The sequence below is a fragment of the Aeromonas sp. LsrichE-8G genome, assembly GCF_022869435.1.
Taxonomy (GTDB): Bacteria; Pseudomonadota; Gammaproteobacteria; order Enterobacterales; family Aeromonadaceae; genus Aeromonas; species Aeromonas caviae.
In genome coordinates, this window is record NZ_JALIHH010000217.1 from 1 (window position 1) to 24,404 (window position 24,404).

At 60.6% G+C, this 24,404-nt stretch carries 24 protein-coding genes and 1 pseudogene; 18 read left to right on the top strand and 7 right to left on the bottom strand.

Going from position 1 to position 24,404, the window contains the following annotated elements:
* The first annotated feature begins 234 nt into the window (after positions 1 to 234).
* From MUW49_RS19360 to MUW49_RS19370, 3 genes are all read left to right on the top strand, one after another.
* Positions 235 to 687 carry a glycine zipper 2TM domain-containing protein gene (locus MUW49_RS19360; RefSeq protein ID WP_114522947.1) on the top strand — a complete coding sequence of 151 codons (453 nt, stop codon included), beginning with the start codon at positions 235 to 237 and terminating at the stop codon, positions 685 to 687.
* 171 nt (positions 688 to 858) lie between these two features.
* Positions 859 to 1,512, top strand: coding sequence for a DUF480 domain-containing protein (locus MUW49_RS19365; RefSeq protein ID WP_113979110.1), 654 nt, complete (start codon positions 859 to 861; stop codon positions 1,510 to 1,512).
* Positions 1,513 to 1,730: 218 nt separating this feature from the next.
* The gene (locus MUW49_RS19370) at positions 1,731 to 5,564 is read left to right on the top strand and encodes a DEAD/DEAH box helicase (protein WP_244813101.1); all 3,834 of its coding nucleotides are present in this window, start codon (positions 1,731 to 1,733) and stop codon (positions 5,562 to 5,564) included.
* A gap of 78 nt (positions 5,565 to 5,642) precedes the next feature.
* Here the strand turns inward: MUW49_RS19370 and MUW49_RS19375 are convergent, their stop codons facing one another.
* A complete protein-coding gene (locus tag MUW49_RS19375) occupies positions 5,643 to 6,536 on the bottom strand; it encodes a DNA replication terminus site-binding protein (protein ID WP_103261376.1) in 894 nt (297 codons plus the stop codon).
* Between the two features lie 530 nt (positions 6,537 to 7,066).
* Between MUW49_RS19375 and MUW49_RS19380 the strand changes: the two genes are divergently transcribed.
* The 7 genes from MUW49_RS19380 to MUW49_RS19410 all read left to right on the top strand — a co-directional run bounded on the left by MUW49_RS19380 (position 7,067) and on the right by MUW49_RS19410 (position 12,908).
* On the top strand, positions 7,067 to 7,276 hold the full coding sequence (locus MUW49_RS19380; protein WP_010675316.1) for a DUF1127 domain-containing protein: 210 nt from the start codon (positions 7,067 to 7,069) through the stop codon (positions 7,274 to 7,276).
* Between the two features lie 269 nt (positions 7,277 to 7,545).
* Positions 7,546 to 8,565 (top strand): succinylglutamate desuccinylase, encoded by a 1,020-nt coding sequence (gene astE / locus MUW49_RS19385; RefSeq protein WP_069785276.1) that lies wholly within the window; start codon positions 7,546 to 7,548, stop codon positions 8,563 to 8,565.
* A gap of 271 nt (positions 8,566 to 8,836) precedes the next feature.
* On the top strand, positions 8,837 to 9,925 hold the full coding sequence (pdhA, locus tag MUW49_RS19390; protein WP_041214862.1) for a pyruvate dehydrogenase (acetyl-transferring) E1 component subunit alpha: 1,089 nt from the start codon (positions 8,837 to 8,839) through the stop codon (positions 9,923 to 9,925).
* Entirely contained in the window at positions 9,922 to 10,908 is a 987-nt protein-coding gene (locus MUW49_RS19395; RefSeq protein ID WP_041214863.1) for an alpha-ketoacid dehydrogenase subunit beta, read from the top strand. The genes pdhA and MUW49_RS19395 overlap by 4 nt, the downstream gene beginning before the upstream one ends.
* A gap of 94 nt (positions 10,909 to 11,002) precedes the next feature.
* Positions 11,003 to 12,103, top strand: coding sequence for a dihydrolipoamide acetyltransferase family protein (locus MUW49_RS19400; RefSeq protein ID WP_010675312.1), 1,101 nt, complete (start codon positions 11,003 to 11,005; stop codon positions 12,101 to 12,103).
* A 206-nt stretch (positions 12,104 to 12,309) separates the two neighbouring features.
* Positions 12,310 to 12,519, top strand: coding sequence for a cold-shock protein (locus MUW49_RS19405; protein ID WP_005302803.1), 210 nt, complete (start codon positions 12,310 to 12,312; stop codon positions 12,517 to 12,519).
* Between the two features lie 77 nt (positions 12,520 to 12,596).
* Positions 12,597 to 12,908: a hypothetical protein gene (locus tag MUW49_RS19410; RefSeq protein ID WP_102948633.1), complete on the top strand. Its 312-nt coding sequence runs from the start codon at positions 12,597 to 12,599 to the stop codon at positions 12,906 to 12,908.
* On the opposite strand, the gene MUW49_RS19415 is transcribed toward MUW49_RS19410, so the two are convergent.
* Complete coding sequence (locus MUW49_RS19415) at positions 12,895 to 13,143, bottom strand: TIGR02647 family protein (protein ID WP_010675310.1); 249 nt, start codon at positions 13,141 to 13,143, stop codon at positions 12,895 to 12,897. The two genes, MUW49_RS19410 and MUW49_RS19415, sit on opposite strands and share 14 nt — an antisense overlap.
* Before the next feature lie 246 nt (positions 13,144 to 13,389).
* On the opposite strand from MUW49_RS19415, the gene MUW49_RS19420 reads away from it, so the two are divergent.
* The 4 genes and pseudogenes from MUW49_RS19420 to MUW49_RS19435 all read left to right on the top strand — a co-directional run bounded on the left by MUW49_RS19420 (position 13,390) and on the right by MUW49_RS19435 (position 15,975).
* Positions 13,390 to 13,938 carry a hypothetical protein gene (locus MUW49_RS19420; RefSeq protein WP_045524136.1) on the top strand — a complete coding sequence of 183 codons (549 nt, stop codon included), beginning with the start codon at positions 13,390 to 13,392 and terminating at the stop codon, positions 13,936 to 13,938.
* A 94-nt stretch (positions 13,939 to 14,032) separates the two neighbouring features.
* On the top strand, positions 14,033 to 14,425 hold the full coding sequence (locus MUW49_RS19425; RefSeq protein ID WP_010675308.1) for a DUF2750 domain-containing protein: 393 nt from the start codon (positions 14,033 to 14,035) through the stop codon (positions 14,423 to 14,425).
* Positions 14,426 to 14,553: 128 nt separating this feature from the next.
* Positions 14,554 to 14,935: pseudogene (locus MUW49_RS19430) on the top strand (transposase); the annotation flags it as partial.
* A 95-nt stretch (positions 14,936 to 15,030) separates the two neighbouring features.
* On the top strand, positions 15,031 to 15,975 hold the full coding sequence (locus MUW49_RS19435) for an IS1595-like element ISEc70 family transposase (RefSeq protein ID WP_079389638.1): 945 nt from the start codon (positions 15,031 to 15,033) through the stop codon (positions 15,973 to 15,975).
* Between the two features lie 5 nt (positions 15,976 to 15,980).
* Here the strand turns inward: MUW49_RS19435 and MUW49_RS19440 are convergent, their stop codons facing one another.
* Positions 15,981 to 17,108, bottom strand: coding sequence for an ISAs1-like element ISKpn9 family transposase (locus MUW49_RS19440; protein WP_244813102.1), 1,128 nt, complete (start codon positions 17,106 to 17,108; stop codon positions 15,981 to 15,983).
* A 213-nt stretch (positions 17,109 to 17,321) separates the two neighbouring features.
* Here MUW49_RS19440 and MUW49_RS19445 point away from each other — a divergent pair, with 213 nt between their 5' ends.
* On the top strand, positions 17,322 to 18,467 hold the full coding sequence (locus MUW49_RS19445) for an inhibitior-resistant cephalosporin-hydrolyzing class C beta-lactamase PAC-1 (protein WP_034051940.1): 1,146 nt from the start codon (positions 17,322 to 17,324) through the stop codon (positions 18,465 to 18,467).
* A 137-nt stretch (positions 18,468 to 18,604) separates the two neighbouring features.
* Here MUW49_RS19445 and MUW49_RS19450 read toward each other — a convergent pair whose 3' ends face one another.
* A complete protein-coding gene (locus MUW49_RS19450) occupies positions 18,605 to 19,615 on the bottom strand; it encodes an FUSC family protein (protein ID WP_161791674.1) in 1,011 nt (336 codons plus the stop codon).
* Between the two features lie 20 nt (positions 19,616 to 19,635).
* Positions 19,636 to 19,887, bottom strand: a complete 252-nt coding sequence (locus tag MUW49_RS19455; protein ID WP_052168621.1) for a cysteine hydrolase — start codon at positions 19,885 to 19,887, stop codon at positions 19,636 to 19,638.
* A gap of 8 nt (positions 19,888 to 19,895) precedes the next feature.
* Here MUW49_RS19455 and MUW49_RS19460 point away from each other — a divergent pair, with 8 nt between their 5' ends.
* The 3 genes from MUW49_RS19460 (at position 19,896) to MUW49_RS19470 (ending at position 21,704) form a co-directional block, all read left to right on the top strand.
* Positions 19,896 to 20,243: a quaternary ammonium compound efflux SMR transporter QacE delta 1 gene (locus MUW49_RS19460; RefSeq protein ID WP_000679427.1), complete on the top strand. Its 348-nt coding sequence runs from the start codon at positions 19,896 to 19,898 to the stop codon at positions 20,241 to 20,243.
* Entirely contained in the window at positions 20,237 to 21,076 is an 840-nt protein-coding gene (sul1, locus tag MUW49_RS19465) for a sulfonamide-resistant dihydropteroate synthase Sul1 (RefSeq protein WP_000259031.1), read from the top strand. Before MUW49_RS19460 ends, sul1 begins: the two co-directional genes overlap by 7 nt.
* Positions 21,077 to 21,203: 127 nt before the next feature.
* Positions 21,204 to 21,704, top strand: coding sequence for a GNAT family N-acetyltransferase (locus tag MUW49_RS19470; protein ID WP_000376623.1), 501 nt, complete (start codon positions 21,204 to 21,206; stop codon positions 21,702 to 21,704).
* Here the strand turns inward: MUW49_RS19470 and MUW49_RS19475 are convergent.
* Positions 21,673 to 22,665 (bottom strand): TniB family NTP-binding protein, encoded by a 993-nt coding sequence (locus tag MUW49_RS19475; protein ID WP_001381192.1) that lies wholly within the window; start codon positions 22,663 to 22,665, stop codon positions 21,673 to 21,675. The two genes, MUW49_RS19470 and MUW49_RS19475, sit on opposite strands and share 32 nt — an antisense overlap.
* A 2-nt stretch (positions 22,666 to 22,667) precedes the next feature.
* Positions 22,668 to 24,347, bottom strand: coding sequence for a Mu transposase C-terminal domain-containing protein (locus tag MUW49_RS19480; RefSeq protein ID WP_000179844.1), 1,680 nt, complete (start codon positions 24,345 to 24,347; stop codon positions 22,668 to 22,670).
* Positions 24,348 to 24,404: the final 57 nt, after the last annotated feature.

The following is a 24,404-nucleotide window of genomic DNA, read 5'->3' on the forward strand; positions in this document are numbered from 1 at the left end:
TGCGCTTTGGTGGCATCCATGAATATCGACTGGGAGAAGCTCCGCCACAAGTAACGGAGCTAACAGGAGACCAGCAGATCATTTTGGAGGTATTGGGTGAGCGCTATCGGCAAATTTATTCCTAAATCAGGTGCGGAATGTCGGTTGGCGGTGTAGTCTCCCGAATGGAGATGGCGGGCCGCGCAAGCGCGGTGCTGGCGCCATCGAGTCTCAGTCGTCATCGGAGTCGACATCGTGAAGAAGATTGCATCCATGGTTACCAGCCTGCTCATCCTGATGGGCACACCGGCCCTCGCGGGCACCAGCGCCCAGGTGGAATATGGCACAGTGCAAGAGAGCCGCATCCTGACCCAGGAGGCGACGCCCCAGCAGGGTGGAGCACGGCCACTGCGCACCATAGGAGCCGCCGCTCTGGGGGCTGCCGTCGGCAGCCAGTTTGGCGGTGGCTCGGGCCAGACAGTCGCGACTACTGTGGGGGCCGTGGCGGGGGCCGAGGCCTCCCGTCGCCGCCAGGGCAACCAGCAGAGTGTGCAGGGCAAGCAGACGGTCGAGCTGTTGATCAAGACCGAGGCGGGAAAACTGCTCAACGTGAAGCAGGATCAGGATCCCGCGCTCACGTTCAACAAGGGGGACAAGGTTCGCATCCTGACGACGGGAACGGATACCCGGGTCGACAAGTCCGTCTAGGCGCTGCCTGGTGTTGGCCTCCAAACGGTATGGTGTTGCCCCCTTGCCGCGGCCGGATTGTACGATGTTTCATCAAGGGTTTCCTCGGCTCGCAAAAATGCGGTTCAGTGCTGGACGCACGGAGTGCCTTGGCTAAGATAACCGCCTTAACGTTTGGCAAGGGAGGTTGAAATGGAGTTAGTACTAGGCCCATTAGAGGCTCGCGTGATCGGCTGTCTGATAGAGAAAGAGATCTGCACGCCGGATCAGTACCCTCTCTCTCTCAATGCACTGGTCAATGCCTGCAACCAGAAGAGCAATCGCGAACCCGTGCTCGAGCTCGCCGAGCTGGATATCCGCGCCGTCATCGACGAACTGATCCGCCGCCGTCTGGTGGTCAACACTGCCGGTTTCAATGCCCGGGTGCCTCGCTATCAGCACCGTTTCTGCAACACCGAGTTTGGCGAGCTGAAGTTCAGTGCCCAGGAGCTTGGCATCATCTGCGAGCTCTTGCTGCGTGGCCCCCAGACTCCGGGTGAGCTGCGCTCGCGCACCAACCGGCTGTGCAGCTTCGACGATGTGACCGAGGTGGATGCGGTGCTGGCCGGGCTGGTCGAGCGGGGGCCCTATGTGGTCAAGTTGCCCCGGGAGCCGGGCAAGCGGGAATCCCGCTACGCGCACCTGTTCAGTGGCGAGGTGGATCTGCAGGCACTGGCCGACGCGGCGCCCGCTGGCAACCTTGTGTCACCGGCGGCAGACAGACTGGCGGCGCTCGAAGAAGAGGTCGAGCACCTCAAGGGGCAGTTGCAGGGACTGGAAGCCCGTCTGGCCCGGCTGGAAGGCTGAGCCAACAACCTGTTTCCAGAAGGCGCTGCGGCGCCTTTTTTGATGACCGTGCCCCTCCTGCGGCCCGTTGCCCGGTGGCAGGGGCGAGTGCCCTGTCAGCCTTGTCGCTCGCGTACCCATCAAAGGCGCCAGCTTTTTTGCACTATTTCGCGCTTAAGGGTCGAGCCGCCGCCGCTTTCCCGTTAAAATTCCGCCTTTGCACTTGCCCGTGAGTTCTGATGTCAGCCTTCACCCTCTCTTCGGATTGCCATGCCCTGCTCTGCGAGCTGCAACTGCAGCGCGCCGCCAGCACCCGTTACCTGCAAGACACGCTGCATGGGCAGCATTCGCTGACCGACACCCTGAACCGGCTGGAGCGGCTGGAGCGGCTGGGGCTGATCCGCCAGCGCACGGAGCAGCAGTGGAGCCTGACGGCGGAGGGGACCCTGACCCTGATCCTGGCGGTACGCTCGGGGGCTTGCCCCATGCCGGACTGGCGCCGGGTGCCCTCGGTCACGGGGCAGGAGGTGGCACAAGGGGTGGTGCGCGAGCTCTGCCTGGGGGAGGCGGGGCAGATCCCGGCCTATTACCAGAGCGCGGAGCTCCTGAGCCTGCTGGATCTGCCCGACGCCCATCGCCTGCTGCCTGGCTCCAGCCCCGCCTGGCAAACCCTGCTGCTCGAACACTTCGCCCTGCAGACCCTGCTGGATGCCGAGCCGGAGGCGAGCTGGCCGCTGGCGTCCCTGGTCACCCCTTGCGCCCCTGCACTGGCGGCGCGGGTCGAGGCGCTGGCCACCGAGTGGGAGTGGCTCTGCGGATCGCTGACCGGCGAGGTGACCACTCACTGGCCGTCGCTGCAACAACTGGCTGCGCGAGGGGATGAGCAGCCCCTGGCCGAACGGCTCCAGAGGGCGCTTGGGCAGTGGCAGGGGCAAGAGGCGTCGCCCTGGCCCCGGATGTTCAGCGCCCTGCTCTGGCTCGGCTGGTTGCAACAGGCAGATCCGGTGCAGGGGAGCGAGCAGCGCAAGAAGTGGCAGCGCAGTCTGGGCCATCACTCCCCCCTGCTGGCCGATCTGCTGGGGCAGTGGGCCGGAGATCGCCACGGCCAGGCGGTCGGCCTGTTCGATACCCTGCAACTGCCGCTGGAGGAGCTCCACTGGGGTTACCTCTGGCTCGATCTCTGCGCCCTGGCGCGCCACGGCGAGCAGAGCCCCCAGGTGACCATCTTGCACAAGTGGGACCTCTCCCACGTGCTGGACGCCGAGCCCCGGCATCGACTGATGGCCTTCTGCCAGGATCTGCTGCGACTCCTGCTGGGCCGGGAGGCCGCCCATTGGCCCCTGCGCGCGCTGCGTCCTGCTCAAGGGGAGGAAGAGGATGCCACCGAGGAGGAAGGCAAGGCCCCCGCCTCGGCAAGCTGGCTCAACTGGCTGCAGGGGTTGGGACGCTCGAGCGGGGTGCGCAAGCCCCAGGAGCGGCTGGTCTGGCTGCTCCACGCAGAGGGGCCTGAGCTTGAGTGCAAGATCCAGAAGCAGAGCACCAAGGGGGAGTGGACCGCCGGGCGAAGGGTCGATCCGGCCCTGCTTTCCACCCAGTACGCCAGCCTGCTGGACGAGGCGGACTGGGCACTGGTGCGCACCCTGCCGCGCAACATGGGCAAGCTGCCCCGGGATGCCTGGGTGCCCCTGGCAAACCATCCTCGCCTCTTCAATGCCAAGGGGCAGAAGCTGCAACTGGCCGTCAGCGCCCCCCTGCTGCAACTGGTACAGAACGGGGAGGGCATGAGCGCCAGACTACATCCTGCTCCCGCCGCCCGCGGTGCGCACATCGTCCCCCTGGCTCAGGATTTGTGGCAGCTTATTCTGACACCGCAGGCACTTCTGGACAGATTACCGGCCCTGGAGGCCATTCCGGCATTGCCGCCGGCCGGGCTCGAGGAGCTGCAACGCACGCTGGATGCGATCCCCGATCTTCCCTGGCACAGCCAGGTGGCGGGGCTCAGGGGCAACGCCGAGCTGGCCCCCTGGCCCGGCGTTCCTTCCGTCCTGCTCGACTGGCAGGAGGGGCAGCTCGTGGTCCAGCTGGTGACCCGGGAGGGGGACCTGCCTCCCTTGCCTCTGGGCAAGGGGGAGGCCATCGTGCGCCAGGGTATCCGGGAGTATCACTACTGGCAGCGGGATCTGGCTGCCGAGAAAGAGGATGCCCAGCGCCTTCGCAACCAGTTGCCCATCGGCCTGCCCGGCAACGAGTGGAAGCTGGACGGGGAGCAGGCGCTCACCCTGGTCAACGCCCTGCCCGAGCTGGTGGACGCCGGTGTGGTGGTGCACTGGCACCAGGACAGCGCCCGCCTCAAGAGCCTCGATGAAGCGGCCCTGAGCCTGCGCATCGAGCGGCGTCAGGACTGGTTCCAGGTGGAGGGGGCGCTCTCGCTGGACGAGCACCAGATCCTCGATCTTCGCCTCATCCTGCGCCAGCTGACACCGGGCCAGCGCACGGTGCAACTCGACGAGAAGACCAGCCTGATGCTGAGCGACAAGCTGGTGGAACGCCTCACCGTGCTCGGCGCCATGCTGGACAACGAGCAGCGCATCAACAACAAGCTGGCCTATCCGCTGGCCCGCCTGCTCTCCGTCATCACCACCGAGGGGGATGCCGCCTGGCAGAATCTCCAGCAGGAGTGGCAGCAGGAGGTGAGCTGTCCCCCCGAGCTGCTGACGGCGCTGCGGGACTATCAGAAGGAGGGGGTACGCTGGATGGCGACCCTGGCCCATCACGGCTTTGGCGCCTGTCTGGCCGATGACATGGGCCTGGGCAAGACCTTGCAGGCCCTCATTGTGCTGCGCATGCGCCAGCACCTGGGCCCGGCGCTGGTGGTGGTGCCCAAGTCAGTGGTCACCAACTGGCAGGAGGAGGTGGCCCGCTTTGCCCCCGAGCTCGAGGTGGTGGTGTTCGACCATCCCGCCGAGCGGGAGACCCTGATCCAGGGGGCCAGGGCCGGACAGATCGTCCTGGTCAACTACGGCATGCTCGGCAGTCTCTCCCAGGCGCTCAAGTCCCGCCGCTGGTCGAGCATGGTGCTGGACGAGGCACAGCAGATCAAAAATGCCGGTACCCAGCGCGCCAAGCTGCTGTTCCAGCTCGACGGGGATTTTCGCCTCGCCCTCTCCGGCACCCCCATCGAGAACCATCTGGGGGAGCTGTGGAGCCTGTTCAGCTTCATCAACCCCGGCCTGCTCGGGAGCCTCGGGGAGTTCAAGCGCCGCTTTGGCAAGGCGGTCAAGAATCCCCAGCACATGGCGATGCTGCGGGCGGTGATCAGCCCCTTCATCCTGCGCCGCCTCAAGCAACAGGTGCTGACGGAGCTGCCGGACAAGACCGAGATCATCCATCACATCAGCCTCTCCCCCGAGGAGCGTCAGCTCTACGAGGCGACCCGGCGCGAGGTGGTGCAGCAGGTGCAAAGTGCCGATGGCCGTGCCCTGATGCATGTGCTGAGCGGCCTGACCCGGCTGCGCCGACTCTGCTGCTCCCCCCAGCTGGTGATGCCGGAGTGGTCCCAGACCAGCAGCAAGCTGGACGAGGCGATGGCGCTGCTGGACGAAGCCATCGATGGTGGTCACCGGGTGCTGGTGTTCAGCCAGTTTGTCGATCTGCTGAGCTTGCTGCGCAGCCGTATCGAACAGCGGCAGTGGGACTACTGCTATCTGGATGGGGGTTGCTCGGCCAAGTCCCGTCAGGAGTCCATCCTGCGTTTTCGCCATGAAACGGTGCCGCTCTTCCTCATCAGCCTCAAGGCGGGGGGCACGGGCCTCAACCTGACCCAGGCCGACACCGTGCTGCACCTCGATCCCTGGTGGAACCCGGCGGTGGAGGATCAGGCGAGCGATCGGGCGCACCGCATGGGCCAGACCCAGCCGGTGACCGTCTATCGCCTGGTGTGCGAGCAGACGGTGGAGGAGAAGATAGTGGCGCTGCACGACGAGAAGCGGGCACTGGCCGACGGCCTCCTGAGCGGCCAGTCCGAGGTGAAGGGGCTGGATGTGGAGAGCCTGCGGGCACTGCTGATGAGCTGACGGCGGGCTGTCGCTCGATGTGACAAGGGGAGCATCCGTGATGCTCCCCTTGTCGTTTGTGGCGGTGCCGAGCCTGCGCTACCCCTGATAGAGGTAGAGGTGCAGCCGCTCTATGATGGGGTCACCGCCAATCTTGCGATCCCGGCGTGCCTGGCGCAGCTTGGGCGGGTAGTGGCCCAGATGGGTGACGGCCGGCTGGGTATCGGAGCAGAGCAGCAGGGGGAGGCTCGCCTTGATCTGCTGCTTGCGGGGCTCCCGGTCCTGCCAGAGCAGGTTGATCATGGGGTGGGTCTTGACCGGCCTGCGGATCCGCAGGCCGGCATCCGCCGGCAGGCGGCGAATGTCGTATACCTCCTGATCCACCATCTTGCTCCACTCTTCGTTGTCAAAGAGCGCCGGTACATACCGGCGGCTGCGCTCCAGCATCTCCAGTACCTGCTCCCGGCTGAGGCGGCTGATGCTCTGCTTGTCGGCCCAGGTGAAGCCCAGCGAATGGAGATCCCCCTGAAGCCAGGTCAGCTTGCGATAGACCTGCAGGGTGATGACGCCGGGCAGGGCACCGTGCACCAGCTCGAACTTCTCGTCCCGCCCGCCCGCCGCCTGGACCATGGCCTTGAAGGCGAGCTTGTGCGCGTTGATCTCCTCGATGACGGGGGCCAGCTCCCTGGCGCAGGCGGCCGGAAAGCGCAGCCAGCCGGGCAGACGGTGGGTCGCCTTGGTGGAGCAGCCGGGGCGGGCGCTGTGGTCCTGAAAGGCGGCGAGGGTGGCGGCCAGGGCCGCCTCGCCCGAGAGATAGCCCACCTCGATGGCCTCGATGGGCTCATGCTCTTCCCCCTGGGCCACGGCCGGGAGGGGATAGACATGAGCCTCCAGCAGGTCGAGCTGGCCCAGTTGCCGGGCAAGGCGTGCCAGCGACGCCTCCAGCAGGGCCATCTGTTGACGCAGGGCGGCGGTGGGGGTAAAGGTGTCCATCGGCAGATCCTGTGTGTGTGCCGCTCCCCTGTTCAGCATGATATTGGGGCAGTGTGGGGAAGCAGCATGATAAACCACTGTATAAATAACCATACCAGTATGATGGCAGGGTGCCAAGCGTCCGGTGCCACCCTGACGATGGGGGTGACACGGGGGCATCCGGTTCAGGTTGCCTGTTCGTATCTTTTTGTTAAATAACGATCTTGTTGCGATCTGTTTGTTAACAAACCCTGGTGGCCGAGAGTTTGCACCCTGCTGACTCGGTGTCGTGCCGTGCATAGCTAGCGTGGGAAAGTGCATAGTTAGAAGTGGGTGGCGCAGGAGAAAATGCTGCCAGACTGACAGGGGGAAAGTTTAAGCGTTATTTCATTTTAAAATCATATGGTTATGGTTATTGCCCTGGCGATATCAACCATTACTTTTACTAATGTCATGTATCAAAATTCGTCAATTGAGGCACCTCCCCGCCCTGACTAAGCTTTGCGCATCAAATCCGAGCCTTGCGCAGAACGAGAGAGAGGAGCCATATCATGGCCAACATGACTTATACCGAAGCCGGTTACCAGCATTCCAGCGAATCGAATCTGGTTGCTCGCGTCAAGATGACCGTCCTGACCTGGCTGGAACGCAGCCGCAGCCGCCGCCAGCTCTCCGAGCTGCCCGCCTACCTGCTCAAGGACATCGGTCTGAACGAAGCCGACCGCTATCAAGAGACCACCAAGCCGTTCTGGCGTGGTTGATCAGCCGGGCATGGATGCCTTGTTTTTCTGCTGATCCCAGGGGCATGATGCCCACCAGTCTGCCGAAGGCATGCTGTCTTCATCTGCCGATACCCGTTCACCGCTTTCCCTCTCCCGTGTTTCCCCCCGCTTGATCCTGTTGCATGAGTTGTCACTCATTCTCGCCATTTTTGTATCCTTACTGTTTGAATTTGTTTAAAAACTGATTTTAAGCCCGGTTGCCTTGCGTATAATCCGGCCATGGCATTCCAGACTAAAGGGTGAGACGGATGATTCCCCAGCATGACTTTTTGGCCCTGACGCGCCGCCATGAGTGGCAGCTCGAGCCTTTCGCCTTCAATCTGACCGACGGTACCCGGGTGAGCGTGTGGGATACCGGCGTGATCTGCCTGGAACCCGCTTCCGAGGCGGGGCAACCCGGGCACAAGGACATCGTCCTCTCCTGCGGCATCCACGGCAACGAGACAGCCCCCATCGAGATCTGCAACCAGTTGCTGACCCGGTTGCTCGCAGAGGAGCTCAAGGTTCGTCACCGGGTGCTCTTCCTCTTTGGCAACCCCGCCGCCATGAACCAGGGGGTGAGGGAGGTGGAAGAGAACATGAACCGCCTCTTCTCGGGCGCCCACAGCAAGGGGGAGGGGCTGTGCAACCGGGAGCGCATCCGCGCCATGCGTCTGGAGCAGTATGTGAGCCGCTTCTTTGCCGACTCGGGCAGGCCCCGTTACCACTACGATCTCCATACCGCCATTCGCGGCTCGCGCCACGAGAAGTTTGCCGTCTATCCCTTTCCCCACGAACGCCCCCACTGTAAGGAGCAGGTACGTTTCCTCGGTGCCTGCGGCGTGCGCACCATACTGCTCTCGAGCGGCCCGACCACCACCTTCAGCTATTACAGCTCGCACCAGCACGGCGCCCATGCCTTTACGGTGGAGCTGGGCAAGGTGCGGCCCTTCGGTGAAAACGACATGACTCGCTTCATCGAGGTGCGCCAGACATTGCAGGAGCTGGTGACCCAGGATGAGGTGGCCCTCGAGCCATGGCGAGCCGATGACTTCACCCTTTTTGCCATAGATCGGGTGATCAACAAGCAGTCGGAGCAGTTCCGCTTTCTGTTTGCCAGCGATGTGGACAACTTCACCGAATTTCCCCAGGGTTTTGTGCTGGCAGAAGATGGGGATCGGCAATACAGGGTAGAGAAACCGCGGGAGGCGGTGGTCTTCCCCAACGCCAACGTGGCCATCGGGCAGCGCACCATGCTGCTGGTGGTACCCACCCGTTTGTGGGAGTGAATTGACGCCTTTTTGTCATGCTGATCCTGCGCCACGGGCGGTGGCAAGCAGCATGGCGGTGATGGGTATGATCCCGAACTCGATATGACAGGGAGCCTGAACAGGCTCCCTTCTTTGTTTATGCTCGCCGAAAATTCCGATTACCTTCGAAAATAAAAGAAGTTTCTACTGGTCTTACCTGGATGAATCTCGTTGCCCTTTGGTTAACATGTTGTTTACATTTTAAATGTCACCTCATGGTGGTGACGCTGACAACGGCAAGGAGCCAGTTATGACCCATGTCGACATCCCCTTCCTTCGTTACCTCGATGAGGAGGGGCGCCCGGTCGCGACACTGCCGACCTGGCTGGACAAGGCGATGCTGCACACCTTCTACCGCAACATGGTGATGGTGCGCAGTTACGACAAGAAAGCGATAGCACTGCAGCGAACCGGCAAACTCGGCACCTTTCCTTCCCATCTCGGGGCGGAAGCGGTGGGGATCGGGGTCGGGCTCGCCATGCAGCCAGAGGATGTCTATGTGCCCTACTACCGGGACATGCCCACTCTCTACGTGAGGGGCGTGCCCATGGAGCAGAACCTGCAGTATTGGGGCGGCGATGAACGGGGCAGCGTCTTCTACAAGGCCGATGGCGAGTTGTCGGAAGACTTGCCCATCTGCGTTCCCATCGCCACCCAGATCACCCATGCTGCCGGCATCGCGGCCGCCTTCAAGCTGCGCAACCAGCCCAGGGTCGCCGTGGTGACCATCGGCGATGGCGGCACCTCCAAGGGAGACTTTCTCGAGGGGCTCAACTGTGCCGGTGTCTGGCATCTCCCCATGGTGATGATCATCAACAACAACCAATGGGCCATCTCGGTGCCGCGCAAGTTGCAGTCGAGCGCGCCCACTCTGGCCCAGAAGGGCATAGGAGCCGGGGTGCGCAGCCTCCAGGTGGACGGCAATGACGTGGTGGCGGTCTATGAGGCGACCCGCGCTGCCGTCGAGCGGGCTCGCAGCGGCAAGGGGCCGACGCTTATCGAAGCCGTCAGCTACCGGCTCGGGGATCACACCACCGCCGATGATGCGACTCGCTATCGTGACGGCGCCGAGGTGGAAGCGGCCTGGGCCAGGGAGCCGGTCAAGCGGCTGCGCCAGTTCATGTTTGAACGGGGCTGGTGGGATGAGCAGCAGGAACAGGCGCTGCTGGCAGAGGCGGGCCGGGAAGTGGAACGCGCCGTTGCCGCCTACGAGGCCATCACGCCCCAGGCGCCGGAGACCCTGCTCGATTACCAGTTTGCCGAGCTGCCGAAGGCCTATCTTGCCCAGCGCCAGCGCATCATCGCCAAGGGCATGCAGCAGAGCGGGGAGGGACTATGAGCGATATCACGCTGCTCGAAGCGATCAATCTGGCGTTGCACCACGAGATGGCACGCGATCCTGATGTGGTGGTACTGGGGGAGGATGTGGGGGTCAACGGCGGTGTGTTTCGCGCCACAGTGGGGCTTCGCGATAAATTCGGGTTCAAGCGGGTCATCGATACGCCGCTGGCCGAAGGACTCATCGCCGGGGTGGCGGTGGGCATGGCGACCCAGGGGCTCAAACCCGTGGCCGAATTCCAGTTCCAGGGCTTCATCTTCCCGGGCATGGAGCAGATCATCTGCCAGGCGGCGCGGATGCGAAACCGGACCCGTGGCCGCGTCACCTGTCCCATCGTCTACCGCTCCCCCTATGGAGCCGGCATCCATTCACCCGAGCACCACAGCGAGAGCGTCGAGGCCCTGTTTGCCCATATCCCCGGGCTGCGGGTCGTGATCCCTTCGAGCCCGAAGCGGGCTTACGGCCTGCTGCTGTCGGCCATTCGGGACCCGGATCCCGTGATGTTCTTCGAGCCGGATCGCATCTATCGCTCCATGAAGTCGGATGTGGTGGATGACGGCATCGGCCTGCCGCTGGATGTCTGCTTCACCCTGCGTCCCGGCCGGGACATCACTGTGGTGGCCTGGGGAGCCTGCATCCAGGAAGTCATGCGCGCGGCGCACCTGCTGGCGGAGCAGGACATCCAGTGCGAGGTGCTGGATCTTGCCACCATCAAACCCCTGGACATGGAGAGCATCCTGACCTCGGTACGCAAGACCGGGAGGCTGCTGGTGGTACACGAAGCCTGTGGCAGTTTCGGGGTGGGTGCCGAAATCGTGTCCCAGGTGACCGAAGAGGCGATGACTGCCCTCAAGGCGCCGCCAAGACGCCTCACCGGCGTGGATGCCGCCGTCCCCTACTATCGCAACGAGGAGTATTACCTCATCACCGAGCAGGAGATCGCGCAGGCGGCTCGGCAACTGATGGAGAACCAGTGGCTATGACGCACGACAGGTACGGATGCGCAAGTGCCAGGGCCACAGGGCTCCATGGTGTCTGTCAATGTTTGGTGATGTCCCAGCAGAGGGGGAGCAGGTCATGAAATTTTTCAAATTGCCGGATCTGGGCGAAGGACTGGCCGAGGCCGAGATCGTCGAGTGGAAGGTGAGCGCCGGTGATACGGTGCAGGTAGATCAGGTACTGCTGTCGGTGGAGACAGCCAAGGCGCTGGTGGATGTGCCCTCACCGGTGGCCGGGGTCATCGCCAGATTGTGCGGGCAGGAGGGGGACATCCTCCACATCGGGGCACCGCTGGTGGAGTTTGAAGGGGGCGAGGATGACGGCACCGTCGTTGGCAAGGTCAGCGCCCATCAGCAGCATATCGAGGATCATTTCGTGGTGGGGGCCATGGCGCCCGGCGGCACGCTGGTACAAGCCATGCCAGCGGTCCGTCTGCTGGCGCAAAAACTGGGGCTGGACATCGACAAGGTCAAGGGAACCGGCAGCGCTGGCATGGTGACCGAGCAGGATGTGCAACAGGCGTTCGAGGCCCAGCAGGAGAGCGGCAACGAATTCCTGAAAGGCTCGCGCCGGGCCATGGCCAAGGCGATGGAGCTCTCGCACCGGACTGTGGTGCCGGTGAGCATCACCGACGAAGTGGACTTGCGCCACTGGCGCCCGGATGAAGATGTGACGGTGCGCCTCATCAAGGCGATCGGCGTGGCGTGTCGGGCTGAACCCTCCATGAATGCGTGGTTTGACGGAGAGACCCTGTCGCGGCGTCTGTTCAGGGAGGTCAATGTGGCCATCGCAGTCGACTCCAAGCATGGGCTCTATGTGCCCGTGATGGAGAACGTGGCAGAGCGGGACCCGGCTGACATACGGCAGGGGCTGGATCGGATGATCGCCGATGTGAAGGCCCGTGCCGTGCCGCGGGAAATGCTGCAGGGGGCAACCATCACCCTCACCAACTTTGGCGCCATCGCCGGCCGTTACGCCAGCCCCATCGTCACACCACCCCAGGTGGCCATCATAGGAGCGGGCAAGTTGTTCGAGAAGGTGGTGTTCATCCACGGCGAGGCGCGCCCGGTGCGTGCACTTCCCCTGTCGATGACGTTTGACCACAGAGCCTGCACCGGTGGAGAGGCGGCTCGCTTCCTCAAAGCCCTGGTTCAGGCACTGGAGTCGGCACAGGTCTAAACCGCCGTACCCCGCCGCTGGCGGGGTACAAATTTGTTTGCGTAATCGACAAAGGCACGTATAATCTCAACCAGCTTGAAAGGGCGATAGTTATGTCAATGAATATGATGTTTTACATCTTTTCCTGTTGTTCATAAGTAATCCCGTTTTTTGAGCTTTACCCGCTGAAAAGCATAAGTAATTATTTTGAATACAGGTTTAAAGATATGTCTAACATGATCACCGGTACCGTTAAGTTTTTCAACGAAACCAAAGGTTTTGGCTTCATCCAGCAAGAAAACGGCCCGGACGTTTTCGTTCACTTCAGCGCCATCCAAGGTAACGGCTTCCGTACCCTGGCTGAAGGTCAGCGCGTACAGTTCTCTGTGACCCAAGGTCAAAAAGGCCCGCAGGCTGAGAACGTAACTGCTCTGTAATTCTTGCAGAATTTAAGAAAGCCGTGGTACCTCTGGTGCCACGGCTTTTTGTTTTCATGGCTTCATCAATACGCGTCATGACCCTGATCTCCTCCCTCTTGCTGACCGTGGCGTTGACCGGTCAGGCCAGCCCGCCAACGCCGGATCCTGCGGTGAATGATGCCGTGTCCGTGTGTCAACAGTTTGTACATGTTCGTCTGGGAAACGCGGTGAAACCCGATGAGATCAGGGTACAGCCGGTGCCAAAACGGGCGGGAGAGTGGCTGGTCGATGGCAAGATAAAAGGACCCGAAGGTCCTTTGCTGTTTGCTTGTCTGCTGCGACAAGGAGAGCGCTGGGAGTTGCTCAACTTCTCGCTCTGGGCACCACAACCGCTCAATTCGGCTTGAGTGCGACCAGCAGGTGTTGGAGATGCTCCAGCATGGTCATGCCGAAAGGGGTCAGATAGCCGCCATCTGCCGCGGTGATCAGGCCCTGGCTGTGCAGGCGCGCTGCCGCCTGGCAAAGCGCTTCCGACATGTCGCTGCGCAGCTTGATCCCCAGGCTCATGTTGGCCGGATCAAAACACGCCAGTATTTTCAGCTCATTCACAAAATCGTCAGAAACCTGGTTGATCCCACTCATGGATGCACTCCTTACGCTAAAGATGTATGCAACCTAGCATCCCCGGTGCCTCTTTAGTGGGCGCTGGCTCAAACAATTGGCCTTTATCGGGGCCGCTCTGGTTCAAACGCTGCTTTTTTGGACGCTATCTATCACCGGTCCGGCTGGACGCAAACGCCCCCAGCAAGGCAAACATGCTAGAATGGCACCCTCGTTCACCCTCATGACCAGGCGTGATGCCAGGTCATCTTGTTCAAGGCGCGTCTCATGATCACTGTCACTCTGGTCTCTCTGCTGCACTCTCTGGGTCCCCGTTTTCCTGTTTATGCTCCCTCCTTGCTGCTCCCTCTCCTAGCGCAACATCAAGGAGATCTCTGGCTGCCGGCCATTCGCGGGGAAGACGTGACGACCCTGCGTCAGCATGGCAAGGATGCCCAGAGTCTGGCTACCTTGTCGGCAGGCTGGTGCGAGTTCGCGGCCCAGAGCAAAGAGACGCCGGAGCTCGATGCGCTGGCAAGTTACGATGAGGAGATGCTGGACAACCTGCAGATGTACTGGCGCCACCCGAGCAAGATAAACAGCCCGATCACCGATAACCTGTTCGAGCTACGCCGTGAGGTGGTGGACGAGGCCCATGGCGGCAAGCTGGTTGCTGCCTGGAGTGCCGCCCAGCAAGCACGGCTTGAGCAGATCATGGTGGGGGTCGCTGCGGGGCGGGATCAGCTCTGCTTTGTGGAGGTGGAGTCCGCCTATTGGCTGAGGGAGCGACTGGGTGAGACCGCGGGACTCCGGCTGTTGACCCCCGAGCTGGGGTGAGGCGATGGAAAGACGGATGACCTATTACTCCTGCTGGACAAGGGGTCGGCAAGATGTGAACATGTCGCCCTTTATTGAACGAGAGACTTGACCGATGAGCTATGAACTTAGCGACACCGAGCGCAATGCCGCGCTGCAACTGAACGCCGATTACCGCTTTGATCACTTCATCAGCAAGCTGGTCGAGCACGAAGAGCTGTTTGTCCTGACCGACGAACACGGCGTCATGATGCTGACGACCGAAGAGGAAGATTGCATCCCGGTATGGCCGCATCCCGACTACGCCAAGGCCTGGGCCGAAGGGGAGTGGGCCGAGTGCAAGCCGCAGTCCATCACCCTCAAGGTGTGGCTGGATCGCTGGGTGGACGGCATGGAGCAGGATGATCTCTGCGTGGCCGTGTTCCCGACGCCGGATCAGGAAGGCATTGTGCTGGACCCGGCCGACGTCGCCGACGCCATTGCGCAAAAGCAGGCCAAACGCGGCTGAGCGCCCTCTGCCTGGTGCCATCCCGGTTGTAACAAAGACCCCGCCAATGTGCGGGGTCTAATGAGATGGTCACCCCCACCCTGTGAGCGGTACGCTGACAGGGTGTTTTTCTTTCAGGAGAGGCCATCATGGAAAACGTTGCGCTTATTGGTATTGATCTCGGTAAACACTCTTTTCACATTCACTGTCAAGACCGGTTCGGCAAGGCTCTTCTTCGCAAGAAGTTCAACCGGACAAAGCTCATCGAATCCCTCGCAACTTTTCCTGTATGCACCATCCATCGTCATGGAGGCATGTGCCGGAGCACATTACATGGCTCGTCGGCTGGCTGAATTTGGGCATGAGAGTAAGCTCATTTCGCCTCAATTCGTGCGCCCATTCGTCAAGAGCAACAAGAACGACTTCATCGATGCTGAAGCTATTTGCGAGGCCGCCTGCCGTCCCTCCATGCGGTTTGTAACGCCCAAGACCGAAAGCCAGCAAACGTTGGGAGCACTGCATCGTGTGCGCAGGGCTGACGCATCAGTGTTTATACTTCCTGATTACCACCATGCTTCAGCCCCTCAGGACTATACTTAAAGTATCCTGTTCTGGAGGGTTTAATCATGGCCAAGAACAAGGTTCAGTTTCAAAAAAGCATGAATATTCATGCCTTTATTCAGAGTTATGGCAGTGAAGAGCGGTGTCAGCAACGGCTGTTTGATATTCGTTGGCCTCAAGGCTTCCTATGTCCAAACTGCGGACATACCCACTATTGCAGGCTTCACTCGAGATCGGTTTACCAATGTAATCAGTGTCACCAACAAACCTCGCTGACTGCTGGAACCATTTTTGCCTACTCCAAATTGCCTCTCACCATCTGGTTTTTGGCCATCTATCTGATCACTCAAGAGAAAAATGGTGTTTCCGCTCTGGAGTTATCACGTTCGCTTGGCATCTCTTACAACGCGACCTGGCGACTTAAGCACAAGTTGATGCAAGCCATGAAAGAGCGTGATGATGAGGTTAAGCTATCAGGCATCATCCAGCTTGATGATGCTTATTGGGGCGGAGCTAGAACTGGAAAGGTAGGTCGTGGAGCGGCAGGCAAACGCCCATTTGTTGCAGCCGTATCCCTCACCGAGGAAGGACACCCGAACTGCATGCGATTCAGTGCGGTCAATGGCTTCAAGAAAACGGAACTAACTCAATGGGCGAAGAAGCATCTGCAGCCATCATCCTTGGTTGTCTCGGATGGTTTGGCCTGTTTCCAAGGCATTGAAGAGGCCAATAGTTTTCATCTTGGGATCGTGACAGGAGGAGGGCCTGAAAGTGTCAAACTGCCCTACTTCAAGTGGGTCAATACCATGATAAGTAACGTAAAGAATTCCATTCATGGAACCTATCACGCGATAAATCAGAAGCATCTGCCACGGTATTTGGCTGAGTTCAGCTTTAAGTTCAATCACCGATTCAATCTGGAGTGGATGGTAACTGATTTAGCCAGAGCAGGAATTCGAACGGCACCTATGCCACAGCGATTGCTAAAACTGGCTGAATCTCGATGGTAATCAGGTTATACTTTGAACAACCCCATACATTCGAACAAATATTGTTCATTCAGACAGCAGAGCCTGCGCTTGTTGGCCATGCTCAGATTACGTGATTTGTTTTGCTTCAGTATGTTGAGTATCCACTGCCTGATGACCGCTAAGTTTTCCCCAGCGAAGCCCGCTCTGGCCTGAAGTTGATCCTCTCCGAACGCAATATCTAAAGTCCAGTGCAGCAGATTTTCTACCGACCAGTGTGCTCGGGTTGCCTTCAGCGCTGAGGTGGCATCCAACGCTCGGCTACTTATATAAAATCTCACGAAATCATAGCCTTTGCCATTTTCAACTCGCTCAGCCTGCACGGCTATGATTGTCTTCGCTTTCCACTGCTGGCAAACAGGCATGCTTTCATCAACCACCAGAACCCAACAACGTCGATGCTCTTTTCGCCCATGTTCTGAGTCAAATTGTTCAGTAAAGCCGGGCCCCGAAACATCGGTTTCATTCTTATCCCAATACGCTTGGAACTGTTCTTTTACTTCAGTATTGAGGCTAGGTTGGTTGTCTTTCACCGCAAGCAGGTAATCGCCCGACTTCTTGAGGATGGTGTCAGCAATTTTCACCTGTGTACCCATCGCATCAATGCTGACCAAACACCCTTTTAATTCAAGAAGTTGGAGTAGCTCAGGTATTGCCGTGATCTCGTTAGATTTGTCAGCGACTTTTTGCTGGCCAACACACATCCCCAGCTCAGTTGACCAGACATTGACCATATGAACAGCGTTGGCACCTCGCCCTTTAGCAGTAGCACGAAGAGCTTTACCATCAACCGCTAGTTGGCCAACCAGCTTATCATCGCCCATGATGTCGCCGATCCACGCTTGAAAAATGGATTTCAGGCTGGCGGGAGGCAGAGTGGCAAAAATGCGGTTGAATGTGTCGTGTGATGGAATGCCGCCAGGCAAGCTCAACCAGCGCCGGAACCATGGCTCTCGCTCTTGAGCAAACAAGGTAATCTCGCTCCAAGTACCAAAACCGCACATCATGGCGCAGATGGCCATGAAAACAACCTCTGACAAGATATGCGAGCACTTGGCCTGATTGCGTGGGTCTGGAATTGATTCAAGGTAGTCGAGCAAAGACTTCTGAGCCATAAAAATAAATAGTTAGTTAAGATCTCGACTATTTACAGCTTGGCAACGCAAGGTACAATTAAAATCGTACTTGGAGCCGTTCAACTGATCGAGACTTGATCAACTTGTGCAAAGAATGATCATGCGTCGGCCCTGATGGATCACGCCATCATAAAATAGCCCTGTGATGGCGAACTAACACGTCTCTACCCTGAATGACGAGAGGAAATGATGATGCGGTGTAACAAGAATGTTTTATCTGTGGTTCTGTTGGGCGCGCTGAGCCTCTCGGCGGGCAACGCCTTCGGTCAAGTATCACAAGCCGATGTCGATGCCGTCATCCGCCCCCTGATGAGCAAATATAAGATACCGGGAATGGCCGTGGCCCTCTCGGTGGATGGCCAACACACCTTTTACAACTACGGCGTGGCCTCCAAGGCGACAGGCCAGGCTGTCACCCCCACCACGCTCTTTGAGATCGGCTCCCTGAGCAAGACCTTCACCGCCACTCTGGCCAGCTATGCCCAGGGCCAGGGCAAATTGCAGTGGAGCGACCAGGCCAGCCACTATCTCCCCAGCCTCAAGGGGAGCGCCTTCGATCGGGTCACACTGCTCAATCTGGCCACCCACACCTCGGGCATGCCCCTCTTCGTCCCCGATGAAGTGACCAACCAGGAGCAGCTGATGGCCTGGTACCAGGCTTGGCAGCCGACAGCCCCCATAGGCAGCCAGCGGGTCTACTCCAACCTGGGGATCGGCATGCTGGGGTTGATCACGGCACAGAGCTTACAGAAACCCTTCAGTGAGGCGATGGAGCAGGATCTGCTCGCACCACTGGGCATGAAACACTCCTGGGTCAAGGTGCCGGAAAACCAGATGGCCGAGTATGCCCAGGGCTACAACAAACTGGATGAGCCGGTGCGCGTCACGCCGGGCCCTCCGGATGCAGAAGCCTATGGTTTGAAGTCCAGCAGTGCCGACCTGCTGCGCTGGCTCGATCTCAACATGGCCATCACGCCCCCGTCGCCCGCTTGGCAGCAGGCCATAACGGAGACCCACAAAGGGTATTACCAGACCGGGGAGTTTACCCAAGCCCTGATATGGGAGTACTACCCCTGGCCCACGACCAAAGAAACGTTGCTGGCGGGCAACAGCAGCGAGCGGATCATGAAGGGCCTGGGCGCCAAGCCCCTCACCCCACCCCAAGCAGGGCCAGAGCAGGCCTGGTATAACAAGACCGGCTCCACCAACGGCTTCTCCACCTATGCCGTGTTTATCCCGGGGCAAAAAACCGCACTCATACTGCTGGCCAACAAATGGTATCCGAACGATGCCCGTATCGAAGCGGCATATGAGCTGGTACAACGACTGAAAAAATAGAACCGCAGTGGACACCCACCCAGCACACCACCCAGCACAGCCAACCGCATAGAGAGTGCAGGCTAATCCGGGCGAACTCGCCCGGGTTTGCTGGTCGGGGTGTCCTGAAGACGCTCAGAGAGAGGCTCTCCCCCCCACTAAAGCTTGGGATGGATGCGTCTATACCAGAAGCAGCCCTGATTGATGGCCCACATCACCACCAGGGCAATCACGCCACCAAGAAGCACATCGACTATCCGTTCGCTGGCCATGCCCATGGAGCCGCTGCTCAGGGTCAGTGTCAGCGCGGTCAGGCCGCAGCGCACGGCGAACCCCAACACATAGCGGGAGAAGGCTACCAGGCTCAACAGAATGGCCAGGGCTAAACCATGAAATAGCAGGGGGCTGGGAGGTATGAGCATGCCAAGGGCTATGCCAATCGGCACCCCGAACAGGGCCCCCGAGGCTCGTTGGGTAAACTTCTGCCGTGAGGCCAGGTGTTCTCCAACCACCACACTAGCCGCAGACCAGATGAGCCACTGGCCGTGGGGGAAGTGGATCAACTCAACTAACAGGGCTGCCAGCGCCACACTGACCCCCGCGGTCATCAGGTGTGAGATAGGCAAAGGCGGATAAGAGATAGAAGCAAGGGGCTGCGACTCAGGCAGGACCTGAAGTAACCGCGCCTTGATGGCGAGCAAGAGCAGCACAGGGAGGCCGCCCAGCAACAGATAGGGAAGCAGTGATAAAAACGATGTGGGAGTGCCACTCGGGCTGTGCGACGAGCTGCCCAGCTCACAGGCCAGATAGAGCGCTGGAATAAAGGTAAAGGTGGCCACGGATCTCAGGGCTGGCGAACGGTAACCCAACCATGTGATGCCAACGGCGAATAGCGCACAGAGCAGAGTAAATCCCACAGGTAGGGGCAGGGTGGCATAGAGCAGCCCAAAACCGATCACCATGCCCAACAGTTGCAGCAGACTCCTGATCACATTCAGACCGCCGCGGTCGGCGGCTATGTAGCCACCCATGGTCACCATGCTGGCGTGCAGCCAGAGAGGATCCTGGGTCAGGGCAGACAAGAGCAGCCAGGGCGAACCGAGCAGCAGCACACACCCCAGTTGCGACCAATTGATCTCCCCCTTTAGAAGCAGTAGGTGTGCCAGCAAGGCACCTCTCACAACCCGTCTCATAGCTCACCCACGGCATGGCTGGTGGTGACATGAGTTATGTGTGCCATCAACCGCATGGCAGCCAGATGCTCCTCTTCGCTGGCGGCCGCACAGGCATCTTCCACCACCACCACCTCATAATCACGATCGTGGGCATCACGGACTGCCGAATGCACGGCCCAACTACTGCTCACCCCGGCAATAAGCAGGCGATCAATCTTGTTGGCACGCAAAATGGCCTCCAGCGAGGTGGCGTAAAACGCGCTCACCCTGTATCATGAAAGGCTGGCTTTTTCTTGTTATCGCAATAGTTGGCGAAGTAATCGCAACATCCGCATTAAAATCTAGCGAGGGCTTTACTAAGCTTGCCCCTTCCGCCGTTGTCATAATCGGTTATGGCATCGCATTTTATTTTCTTTCTCTGGTTCTGAAATCCATCCCTGTCGGTGTTGCTTATGCAGTCTGGTCGGGACTCGGCGTCGTCATAATTACAGCCATTGCCTGGTTGCTTCATGGGCAAAAGCTTGATGCGTGGGGCTTTGTAGGTATGGGGCTCATAATTGCTGCCTTTTTGCTCGCCCGATCCCCATCGTGGAAGTCGCTGCGGAGGCCGACGCCATGGTGACGGTGTTCGGCATTCTGAATCTCACCGAGGACTCCTTCTTCGATGAGAGCCGGCGGCTAGACCCCGCCGGCGCTGTCACCGCGGCGATCGAAATGCTGCGAGTCGGATCAGACGTCGTGGATGTCGGACCGGCCGCCAGCCATCCGGACGCGAGGCCTGTATCGCCGGCCGATGAGATCAGACGTATTGCGCCGCTCTTAGACGCCCTGTCCGATCAGATGCACCGTGTTTCAATCGACAGCTTCCAACCGGAAACCCAGCGCTATGCGCTCAAGCGCGGCGTGGGCTACCTGAACGATATCCAAGGATTTCCTGACCCTGCGCTCTATCCCGATATTGCTGAGGCGGACTGCAGGCTGGTGGTTATGCACTCAGCGCAGCGGGATGGCATCGCCACCCGCACCGGTCACCTTCGACCCGAAGACGCGCTCGACGAGATTGTGCGGTTCTTCGAGGCGCGGGTTTCCGCCTTGCGACGGAGCGGGGTCGCTGCCGACCGGCTCATCCTCGATCCGGGGATGGGATTTTTCTTGAGCCCCGCACCGGAAACATCGCTGCACGTGCTGTCGAACCTTCAAAAGCTGAAGTCGGCGTTGGGGCTTCCGCTATTGGTCTCGGTGTCGCGGAAATCCTTCTTGGGCGCCACCGTTGGCCTTCCTGTAAAGGATCTGGGTCCAGCGAGCCTTGCGGCGGAACTTCACGCGATCGGCAATGGCGCTGACTACGTCCGCACCCACGCGCCTGGAGATCTGCGAAGCGCAATCACCTTCTCGGAAACCCTCGCGAAATTTCGCAGTCGCGACGCCAGAGACCGAGGGTTAGATCATGCCTAGCATTCACCTTCCGGCCGCCCGCTAGCGGACCCTGGTCAGGTTCCGCGAAGGTGGGCGCAGACATGCTGGGCTCGTCAGGATCAAACTGCACTATGAGGCGGCGGTTCATACCGCGCCAGGGGAGCGAATGGACAGCGAGGAGCCTCCGAACGTTCGGGTCGCCTGCTCGGGTGATATCGACGAGGTTGTGCGGCTGATGCACGACGCTGCGGCGTGGATGTCCGCCAAGGGAACGCCCGCCTGGGACGTCGCGCGGATCGACCGGACATTCGCGGAGACCTTCGTCCTGAGATCCGAGCTCCTAGTCGCGAGTTGCAGCGACGGCATCGTCGGCTGTTGCACCTTGTCGGCCGAGGATCCCGAGTTCTGGCCCGACGCCCTCAAGGGGGAGGCCGCATATCTGCACAAGCTCGCGGTGCGACGGACACATGCGGGCCGGGGTGTCAGCTCCGCGCTGATCGAGGCTTGCCGCCATGCCGCGCGAACGCAGGGGTGCGCCAAGCTGCGGCTCGACTGCCACCCGAACCTGCGTGGCCTATACGAGCGGCTCGGATTCACCCACGTCGACACTTTCAATCCCGGCTGGGATCCAACCTTCATCGCAGAACGCCTAGAACTCGAAATCTAACGTCCGTTCGGGCATCGAGGTCCATGTCGGGGTGGGACGGGCCCGTGGCTTCAAGATCACTTGCAGTCCGACCGCGATGTCTTGGTTGCGCGAGAGGTTGTCGACAGGCCATGCTGAGTGTGCGATGGTTGATCGCTTCCTCGCCGCTCTCCACGGCGACGATGGCCGCCGCCATCAGCAAGTGCGCCAGTTCCCCTATGGTGCCCTCGCTGCGTGTGAGCAGGTAGCGAGCCATGTCCAGCGTGGCAATTGGGGAAGGCCGGCGCAGCGGGAGCGAAGCGGCGAAGCTGGCCAGCAGTGAGCAGCAATCGTCGTTGGCCTCCCATACCGGCAGCATCATCGGCTCGAAGCGATTTTCCAACTGGTCATCGGAGCGGATGGCTAGGTAGGCGTCGCGCGTGCCTACCCCAACCAACGGGATGCGCAGTTCGTTGCCGAGGAAGCGCAGCAGGTTGAGGAATTCCCGGCGGTTGACGCTGTTGCCGGCCAGCACGTTGTGCAGCTCGTCGATCACCAGCATGCGCACGCCGACCTTGCGCAGCAGTGCCAGAGCCAGTTGCTCCATTTCCGGCAACCGTGGGCGTGGGCGCAGCGGCGCGCCCATCGCGGCGAGCAGCGCGACGTAGAAGCGGATCACGGACGGCTCGGACGGCATCTGCACGACCAACACCGGGATGTGCTCCTGGTCGGCGTCGGAGCTGGCCGGGTGGGTGCGGCGGAACTTCTCGACGATCATCGACTTGCCATTGTTGGTCGGGCCAACCAGCAGCAGGTTGGGCATGCGTTGCTTGTTTGGCCACGCATAAAGGGCTTCCAGCCGGTTCAGCGCCTCGACTGCGCGCGGATAGCCGATCCAGCGGTCGGCGCGAAGGCGCTGGATGCGCTCGTCCGCCGGAAGACGGGCCAAGCCCTGGGCCGCCGGCAGCAGGTGGGACAGGTCGATGATGGGATATTCGTCCACGGCTACCACTCCTCAATCTGGTCGAACGGTTTGGCGGGTGGCAAGTTGTCTGCCTGCGGGTCGGCAATATCCGTATCCGGCGGAACGGGCTTGTCCGGCCGAGCTGATGTCTTGAGGTGCTGGCGGCGATCCGCGTCACGCCGCGCCTTGCGTGTGGCCTTCTGCGCGCTGGTCACAATCTCACGCATCTGGCCGATCATGCGGAACAGCGCCGACTCATCCACCTGTTCGCGCCCTTGCTGCCGCAGTTTCGCCAGCGCCTGCCGTTGTTCCCAGAGGGTGACAGCCGGATGCGACAAGGTACGGTAGGGAATTTCCAGGTAATGCTGTCCCTCCGGTTCCAGGACCCAGATACGGCTGATGTCGCGCGGATCGCGCCGGATCAGAAAGGACGGCCAGCGTTCACGCCGCGCAATCCACGGCTTGAGCGCATCGGCGTAGTAGTGGATGTGGTCGATGACAAAGCCGGTGCGGGTCAGCGTGCGCCGGAGGATCGGCAGAAAATCGACCAGGAACGAAGTAGCGCGTGTGACGACGGCCGGTACGCCGACACGCGCCACGGCCTCGGCCCAGCGCGCGGCCGGCGGTTGGAGCAGGCCGTTGTGCACCGAACCGTGGTAGGTGCCGACCGCCAATGTGAGCCAGCGCTCTAGCTCGCGCAGCGTCAGGGCGGCCTTGTTTTCGGAATCGTAGTCGCCGCGCTGGTCAGGGTTGGAGAAGGTCGTTCCCGGCAGTTCGTCGTGAATCATCTGCATCGCCGTGCCGATGATCCGTTCCACGATGCCGCCATAGTGCGGCTGTCCCAGCGGGCGATAGTCCAGCCGGATGCCATGCTGCTCGCAACCCCGGCGCAGGGCCTCGCTCTTGAACTCGGCCGCGTTGTCTAGGTAGAGCAGCAAGGGCTTGCCGCTCATCTGCCAATCCATTTCCACGTTCAGTCCTTCCAGCCAAGGGCGCTTGTCGCAGGCGACATGCACGAGGCACAGGCCAACCGAAACGGCAGACGGCGCTTCCAGCGTGACGACCATGCCGAGCACGCAGCGGGTGAACACGTCGATGGCGAGGGTCAGGTACGGGCGGCCAATAGGTTGCCGGTCGCGGTCATCGACCACGATCAGGTCGATGACCGTATGGTCTATCTGCACCTGCTCCAGCGGCGCGGTCACGGCAGGAGGCTCGCCGCCCACACCTTGTAGGTCACGAGCGGCATCCTGGCCTTCCCGCCGGCGGATGACCTTGCGCGGGTCAAGGCTAGCGATCCGTAAGGCCACGGTATTGCGCGCCGGCACTCGCAGTTTTTGAGCCTTGCACACCTGAGTGACTTCGCGGTGAAAGGCCGCTAGGCTGCGCTTCTGCTTGGTCAGGAACCGCTTTTGCAGTAGCTCGTGGATGACGCGCTCGACCGGTTCCGGCAAGCGCCCCTTACCTTTACCTCCACCGGACTGGCCGGGCACCAGATCCGTCACGAGGCCGCTGCCTTGCCGGGCACGCCGGATCAGAACGTATACCTGGCGCCGAGACAAGCCCAGCGCCTGAGCCGCCATATCGGCCGCTTCGTGCCCGACCGTCTCCGACTGCGCCAACGGACTGATGATCTCCGCACGACGGCGCGCACGCTCCCAAGCCTCATCAGGCAGAGTGGCCACGCCTTGTTCTGGAATCCGTGGGGTGTCCGTCGCCATGCTCACCTCGCTTTGGTGCACACGAGTATTGAGCATAGTCGAGATTGGTGCAGATCA

Excerpts from the sequence above, each read along its gene's own strand:
- astE (WP_069785276.1), top strand. The coding sequence starts at position 7,546 with ATGATTCCCCAGCATGACTTTTTGGCCCTGACGCGCCGCCATGAGTGG.
- MUW49_RS19405 (WP_005302803.1), top strand. The coding sequence starts at position 12,310 with ATGTCTAACATGATCACCGGTACCGTTAAGTTTTTCAACGAAACCAAA.
- MUW49_RS19435 (WP_079389638.1), top strand. The coding sequence starts at position 15,031 with ATGGCCAAGAACAAGGTTCAGTTTCAAAAAAGCATGAATATTCATGCC.
- MUW49_RS19420 (WP_045524136.1), top strand. The coding sequence starts at position 13,390 with ATGATCACTGTCACTCTGGTCTCTCTGCTGCACTCTCTGGGTCCCCGT.
- MUW49_RS19460 (WP_000679427.1), top strand. The coding sequence starts at position 19,896 with ATGAAAGGCTGGCTTTTTCTTGTTATCGCAATAGTTGGCGAAGTAATC.
- MUW49_RS19470 (WP_000376623.1), top strand. The coding sequence starts at position 21,204 with ATGGACAGCGAGGAGCCTCCGAACGTTCGGGTCGCCTGCTCGGGTGAT.
- MUW49_RS19440 (WP_244813102.1), bottom strand. The coding sequence starts at position 17,108 with ATGGCTCAGAAGTCTTTGCTCGACTACCTTGAATCAATTCCAGACCCA.
- MUW49_RS19480 (WP_000179844.1), bottom strand. The coding sequence starts at position 24,347 with ATGGCGACGGACACCCCACGGATTCCAGAACAAGGCGTGGCCACTCTG.
- MUW49_RS19365 (WP_113979110.1), top strand. The coding sequence starts at position 859 with ATGGAGTTAGTACTAGGCCCATTAGAGGCTCGCGTGATCGGCTGTCTG.
- MUW49_RS19375 (WP_103261376.1), bottom strand. The coding sequence starts at position 6,536 with ATGGACACCTTTACCCCCACCGCCGCCCTGCGTCAACAGATGGCCCTG.
- MUW49_RS19400 (WP_010675312.1), top strand. The coding sequence starts at position 11,003 with ATGAAATTTTTCAAATTGCCGGATCTGGGCGAAGGACTGGCCGAGGCC.
- MUW49_RS19425 (WP_010675308.1), top strand. The coding sequence starts at position 14,033 with ATGAGCTATGAACTTAGCGACACCGAGCGCAATGCCGCGCTGCAACTG.
- MUW49_RS19380 (WP_010675316.1), top strand. The coding sequence starts at position 7,067 with ATGGCCAACATGACTTATACCGAAGCCGGTTACCAGCATTCCAGCGAA.
- MUW49_RS19370 (WP_244813101.1), top strand. The coding sequence starts at position 1,731 with ATGTCAGCCTTCACCCTCTCTTCGGATTGCCATGCCCTGCTCTGCGAG.
- MUW49_RS19415 (WP_010675310.1), bottom strand. The coding sequence starts at position 13,143 with ATGAGTGGGATCAACCAGGTTTCTGACGATTTTGTGAATGAGCTGAAA.
- pdhA (WP_041214862.1), top strand. The coding sequence starts at position 8,837 with ATGACCCATGTCGACATCCCCTTCCTTCGTTACCTCGATGAGGAGGGG.
- MUW49_RS19410 (WP_102948633.1), top strand. The coding sequence starts at position 12,597 with ATGACCCTGATCTCCTCCCTCTTGCTGACCGTGGCGTTGACCGGTCAG.
- sul1 (WP_000259031.1), top strand. The coding sequence starts at position 20,237 with ATGGTGACGGTGTTCGGCATTCTGAATCTCACCGAGGACTCCTTCTTC.
- MUW49_RS19445 (WP_034051940.1), top strand. The coding sequence starts at position 17,322 with ATGCGGTGTAACAAGAATGTTTTATCTGTGGTTCTGTTGGGCGCGCTG.
- MUW49_RS19395 (WP_041214863.1), top strand. The coding sequence starts at position 9,922 with ATGAGCGATATCACGCTGCTCGAAGCGATCAATCTGGCGTTGCACCAC.